6 protein-coding genes are annotated in these 5369 nt (G+C 74.8%); 5 read left to right on the forward strand and 1 reads right to left on the reverse strand.

All coding sequences use genetic code 11. From position 1 onward, the window contains the following. From purD to purQ, 5 genes are all read left to right on the forward strand, one after another. On the forward strand, positions 1-1023 hold a 1023-nt coding region (gene purD / locus VMV22_12615; protein HUY23170.1), incomplete at its 5' end, for a phosphoribosylamine--glycine ligase. Beyond that, positions 1020-2330 (forward strand): adenylosuccinate lyase, encoded by a 1311-nt coding sequence (purB, locus tag VMV22_12620; protein ID HUY23171.1) that lies wholly within the window; start codon positions 1020-1022, stop codon positions 2328-2330. The genes purD and purB, both read left to right, overlap by 4 nt. Continuing rightward, on the forward strand, positions 2327-3226 hold the full coding sequence (locus VMV22_12625) for a phosphoribosylaminoimidazolesuccinocarboxamide synthase (GenBank protein HUY23172.1): 900 nt from the start codon (positions 2327-2329) through the stop codon (positions 3224-3226). The genes purB and VMV22_12625 overlap by 4 nt, the downstream gene beginning before the upstream one ends. 7 nt (positions 3227-3233) lie before the next feature. Beyond that, on the forward strand, positions 3234-3518 hold the full coding sequence (gene purS, locus VMV22_12630; protein HUY23173.1) for a phosphoribosylformylglycinamidine synthase subunit PurS: 285 nt from the start codon (positions 3234-3236) through the stop codon (positions 3516-3518). A gap of 22 nt (positions 3519-3540) precedes the next feature. Beyond that, complete coding sequence (gene purQ / locus VMV22_12635) at positions 3541-4287, forward strand: phosphoribosylformylglycinamidine synthase subunit PurQ (protein HUY23174.1); 747 nt, start codon at positions 3541-3543, stop codon at positions 4285-4287. Between the two features lie 212 nt (positions 4288-4499). Here purQ and VMV22_12640 read toward each other — a convergent pair whose 3' ends face one another. After that, positions 4500-4961 (reverse strand): hypothetical protein, encoded by a 462-nt coding sequence (locus VMV22_12640; protein ID HUY23175.1) that lies wholly within the window; start codon positions 4959-4961, stop codon positions 4500-4502. Between the last annotated feature and the right edge of the window lie 408 nt (positions 4962-5369).

The following is a 5369-nucleotide window of genomic DNA, read 5'->3' on the forward strand; positions in this document are numbered from 1 at the left end:
GGCGTGCCCACCGCCCGTTACGGCGTGTTCGACGACGCCAAGGAGGCCAACGCCTTCCTGCGCGAGCTGCCCGGCCCGTGGGTGGTGAAGACCGACGGGCTGGCGGCGGGCAAGGGCGTGCTCGTCACCGATTCCATCACCGAGGCCGAGGGCGACATCGCCGCCAAGCTGTCGGGGGAGAGCTTCGGCGACGCCGGCCGCCGCGTCGTGGTCGAAGAGGGCCTCGTCGGCCCCGAGTGCTCGCTGCTCGCACTGTGTGATGGGAGACGCATCAGCGCGCTGGCCCCGGCGCAGGACTTCAAGCGCATCGCCGACGGCGACGAGGGCCCCAACACCGGCGGCATGGGGGCGTACTCGCCCACGCCCGTGGTGGACGACCGTGTCGTCGACCGGGTGCTCGACGAGGCCGTCGAGCCCTTGGTGGCGGCGCTGCGCCGGCGCGGCATCGACTACCGCGGCGTGCTCTACGCCGGGCTCATCCTCACCGTCGACGGGCCGCGCGTGCTCGAGTACAACGTGCGCTTCGGCGACCCCGAGACCCAGGTGGTGCTGCCGCGGCTCACCGAGGACCTCACCGGCCTCCTGGCCGAGGCCGCCGCCGGGCGCCTGCGCACCGAGCCGCGCTTCTCGGCCGACGCCGCGGTGTGCGTGGTGCTGGCCGCGCCGGGCTACCCGGGCACGCCCCGCACCGGCGATCCCATCGAGGGCCTCGACGAGGCCGCCGTGCTCCCGGGCGTCACCGTCCTGCACGCCGGCACCGCCCTCGACGACCAGGGCCGGTTCGTGACCGCGGGCGGGCGGGTGCTGGGCGTCACCGGTACCGGGCCGACCGTGGCCCAGGCCCGCGACCGGGCCTACGCCGGCGTGGCCCGCATCGGGTGGGACGGCATGCAGCACCGCACCGACATCGCCCTGGCCGCGGCAGGTCCGGCGCCCGAATTCGTGTTCGAGGGCTCCGTCCCGTCGGTCGCCGACGTGCTGCGTGCTCCTGCCGGCGGGCCCACAGTTGGGGGGGCAGGGTGATCCCCCGCTACTCGCTGCCGGAGATGGCCGCCCTGTTCACCGACGAGGCCCGCTTCGAGATGTGGCTCGAGGTCGAGCTGCTGGCGGTGGAGGGCTGGGCCGAGGTCGGCGTGGTGCCGCGCGCCGAGGCCGCCGCCCTGCGGGCCCGGGCGCCCAAGGTCACCCCCGAGCTGGTGGCCGCCGTCGAGGAGCGCGAGCGCGTCACCGACCACGACGTGGCCGCCTTCGTCGACGTGGTGCAGGCCGCCGCCGGGCCGCCCGAGGGGTCGTGGGTCCACTACGGGCTCACGTCCTCCGACGTGGTCGACACCGCCCTGTGCGCCACGCTGACCCGGGCCGCCGACCTGCTCATCGACGCCTCGGGCGAGCTCGTGTCGGTGCTGAAGGCGCGCTCGGCCGAGTTCATCGACGCCGCCATGCCGGGCCGCACCCACGGCATGCACGCCGAGCCAACGACCTTCGGGGCCAAGCTGGCCCTGTGGTGCCTGCAGGCGGACCGCGACCGGGCCCGCCTGCGCGCCGCGCGCGCCGCCGTGGCCGTCGGCAAGCTGTCGGGGGCGGTGGGCACCTACTCCAACATCGACCCCCGCGTGGAGGCCCACGTGTGCGGGGCCCTCGGCCTCGCCGCGGTGCCCGCCACCCAGGTCATCGCCCGGGACCGCCACGCCGAGCTCCTGTGGGCGTGCGCGTCGGTGGGCGCCACCGTCGAGATGATCGGCACCGAGATCCGCCACCTGGCCCGCACCGAGGTGGGCGAGGTCGAGGAGGCCTTCGGGTCGGGGCAGAAGGGCAGCTCGGCCATGCCCCACAAGCGCAACCCGATCCTCTCCGAACGCCTGAGCGGCCTGGCCCGCGTGCTGCGGGGCTACCTCGGCGCGGGGCTCGAAGACGTCGCCCTGTGGCACGAGCGCGACATCTCCCACAGCTCGGTCGAGCGCGTCATCCTGCCCGACGCCTGCCTGGTCGCCTATTACGTGCTGCGGCGCTGCGCCGGGCTGGTGCGCACCCTGGTGGTGCACACCGAGCGCATGCGGACCGACGTGGTGGAGGGCTCGTACGGGCTCGTGTTCAGCCAGCCGGTGCTGCTGGCCCTGGTGGCGTCGGGCATGGAGCGCGACGCCGCCTACCGGGTGGTGCAGCGCGACGCCCGCCTGGCCTGGGAGGAGCGCCGCCCGTTCCGGTCGGTGCTCGAGGACGACGCCGAGGTGACCCTCGACGCCGCCGCCCTCGACGGGGCCTTCAGCCTGGAGCGGGCGCTGCGCCACGTGTCGACGTTCACCGAAGCGCTACAGGAGGTGGAGGGATGAGCCTGCGGTTGGTGCACAGCGGCAAGGTGCGCGAGCTCTACGACGCCGGGGACGGCCGCCTGTTGATGGTGGCGTCCGACCGCATCTCGGCGTTCGACGTGGTGCTGGCCGAGCCCATCCCCGACAAGGGGCGCGTGCTCACGGCCATGACGGTGCACTGGCTGGCCGAGCTGGCCGACCTCGCCCCCAGCCACCTGGTGGCGGCCGACCCCGCCGAGCTGCCCGCCGACGCCGCCGAGCTGGGCGGGGACGCGGGGATGGCCGGCATCGCGGGGCGGGCGCTGCTCGTGCGCCGGGCCGACATGCTGCCGCTCGAGTGCATCGTGCGGGGGTACCTGGCCGGCTCGGGGTGGAAGGAGTACTCCACGTCGCGCTCGCTGCACGGCATGCCGCTGCCGGCCGGGCTGCAACAGGCCGACCGCCTGCCCGAGCCCGTGTTCACCCCGTCGACCAAGGCCACCGAGGGCCACGACCTCAACATCTCGTTCGACGGGGCCGTGGACCTGGTGGGCAAGGAGATGGCCGAGAAGGCCCGCGACCTGTGCGTGGAGGCCTACCGCCGGGCGGCGGCGGCGGCGGAGCGCAACGGCATCATCGTGGCCGACACCAAGTTCGAGCTGGGCATCATCGACGGGCGGCTGGCGCTGTGCGACGAGGTGCTCACCCCTGACTCCTCGCGCTTCTGGGCCGCGGGGGAGTGGCGCCCGGGGACGAGCCCGCCGTCGTTCGACAAGCAGCCGGTGCGCGACTGGCTCGAGGGTAGCGGCTGGGACAAGCAACCCCCGCCCCCCACCCTGCCGTCGGCGGTGGTGGCCGAGACAAGCGAGCGCTACATCACCGCCTACGAGCGCATCTGCGGGCGGCGCCTGGCCGACTGGTACGGTGCCGACGGGTGATGCGCGCGTGATCTACGAGGTCCTCGTCGAGGTGCGGCTGCGCCCCGGGATCGCCGATCCGCAGGGCGCCACCGTGGAGCGGGCGCTGCCCGCCCTCGGCTTCGACGGCGTGGGGGCGGTGCGCGTGGGCAAGGCCATCCGCCTGTCGGTGGAGGCCGCCGACGAGGATGCCGCCCGCGCCACCGCCACGTCGGTGGCCGACCGGCTGCTCGCCAACCCCGTCATCGAGGACTCGGCGGTGACCGTGGTGGGCGCCACCGACGCCGCCGGCCACAACGGGGCGTCGCGATGACGGCGCGCATCGGCAGGTCGCGATGACGGCGCGCATCGGCGTCGTGGTGTTTCCCGGCAGCAACTGCGAGCACGACGTGGTGAAGGCCCTCGGCCTCGTCGCCGCCGAGGCCGCCGGCGCCGCCGACTGGGCCGCGGGGCCGGCCGCGCCCCCGCCCCCGGCGGTCCGGGCCGAGCTGGTGTGGCACGGCGAGCGCTCGCTGGCGGGCTACGACGCCGTGGTCCTCCCCGGCGGCTTCGCCCACGGCGACTACCTGCGGCCCGGCGCCATCGCCCGGTTCTCGCCGGTGATGGAGGCCGTGACCGCCTTCGCCGCCGAGGGTGGCCCGGTCGTGGGGATCTGCAACGGTTTTCAGGTGCTGACCGAGGCCGGCCTGCTGCCCGGGGCGCTCCAGAAGAACCGCGGCCTGCGCTTCCTGTGCACGACGGTGGGGGTGCGGGTGTGCACCACCCGGACGGTGCTCACCGGCGCCACCGAGGTGGGTGCGGAACTGCGGCTGCCCGTCAACCACTTCGAGGGCAACTTCACCTGCGACCACGCCACCCTGGAGCGCCTGCGCGCCGAGGACCGCATCGTGCTGCGCTACACCGATAACCCCAACGGGTCGCTCGACGACATCGCCGGCGTGTGCAACGAGGCGGGCAACGTGGTCGGCCTCATGCCGCACCCCGAGCGGGCGTGCGACGCCATGACCGGGGCCACCGACGGCGAGCCGCTGCTCGGGTCGCTGCTCGGGGCGGCCCTGCGCCACGCCAGCCTCCCCGCCTGATCGTCCCGCGCCGCCGCCTGCGGGAGCCTCCCGCCCGGGATCCAGGTCGGTGGTCGGGAGTCGGTGGTCGGGGATCGGGCACCACCGACGAGAGTCACTCACCGATGTAACCCCACTATGCCCCCATCCCAGAGTGACCTCGAGACGGCGGTCGCGGTCGGACGTCCCGACGGCGTCGGCCCCGAGACGGTCGGGGTCGGACGTCTGGACGGTCAGGCCTTGGTGACTCTCGTGGCCGTGGGCGCGGCGGGCGCGCCGGTGAGGCGGGAGATCCCGGCTCGCTGGAGGACCGCGGTGCTGACGCCGGCCGAACGCCAGGCGTCGTAGCCGATCCCCTTGCGCTGGCCGTACGCCCTGGCCACCTCGACGAACGACGTCTCGAGCGAGCCCAGCTCGTCGTCGGCCGTCACCCGGGCGAGCTCGGCCTCGAGATCGGACTTCTCCTGCAGGAGGTGGAGGCGGGCCAGGGCGTCGGCGCCCGCCAGGCGCTCGTTCACCACCGCCAGGCGCCTGCGGACGGACTCCGGCGTCCGCTTGCGGCCGCGCCTGGGGCGCTGCAGCTCGATGGCCTCGAGGTAGCGGCGCACGGCCCGGCCTTCTTGTCGTCCCCGGGCGAGCGCGGCCTTGTGGGCGCTGGACATGGGTGGGCGATTGGGCTGTCCGGGGGTCGCCATACACCGGATTATCGGACGCGGCGCCAACCTTGGCAAAACAAATGTCGGGGCGCCATTGACCCCATTGCCGCGGGCCCCATTGGGACGCCCGCCGGGCCCGTGCCTGCGGTCGCGCCTGCGGGCAGGGGACGCCACGGGCCTCGGAGCGGCGGTGCGAGGCGTCCGGGGTGGCCGCTCGGCGCTGTGTGCCCGGCCCGGATAGGCGACAAGCGCCGCGCCCGGGTCGCCCATAACGGCCCGGGCCGCGCTCGGGGTGCCGGAGGCCGTGACGGTGCCGGGTACGGTGGCGGGCGATGGGCGAACCGGCCATGGACGAGGAGGCGCTGCACCGGGCGCTCGGCCTGACCGACGACGAGGCGGCCCGCATCACCGAGATCCTCGGCCGGCCCCCCAACCACCTCGAGCTCG

It is taken from the genome of Acidimicrobiales bacterium (genome assembly GCA_035531755.1).
GTDB lineage: Bacteria > Actinomycetota > Acidimicrobiia > Acidimicrobiales > UBA8190 > DATKSK01.

Bases quoted from the DNA above. Each gene is read 5' to 3' on its own strand.
- VMV22_12640 (HUY23175.1), bottom strand. From the start codon at position 4,961: ATGGCGACCCCCGGACAGCCCAATCGCCCACCCATGTCCAGCGCCCAC.
- purQ (HUY23174.1), top strand. From the start codon at position 3,541: ATGACGGCGCGCATCGGCGTCGTGGTGTTTCCCGGCAGCAACTGCGAG.
- VMV22_12625 (HUY23172.1), top strand. From the start codon at position 2,327: ATGAGCCTGCGGTTGGTGCACAGCGGCAAGGTGCGCGAGCTCTACGAC.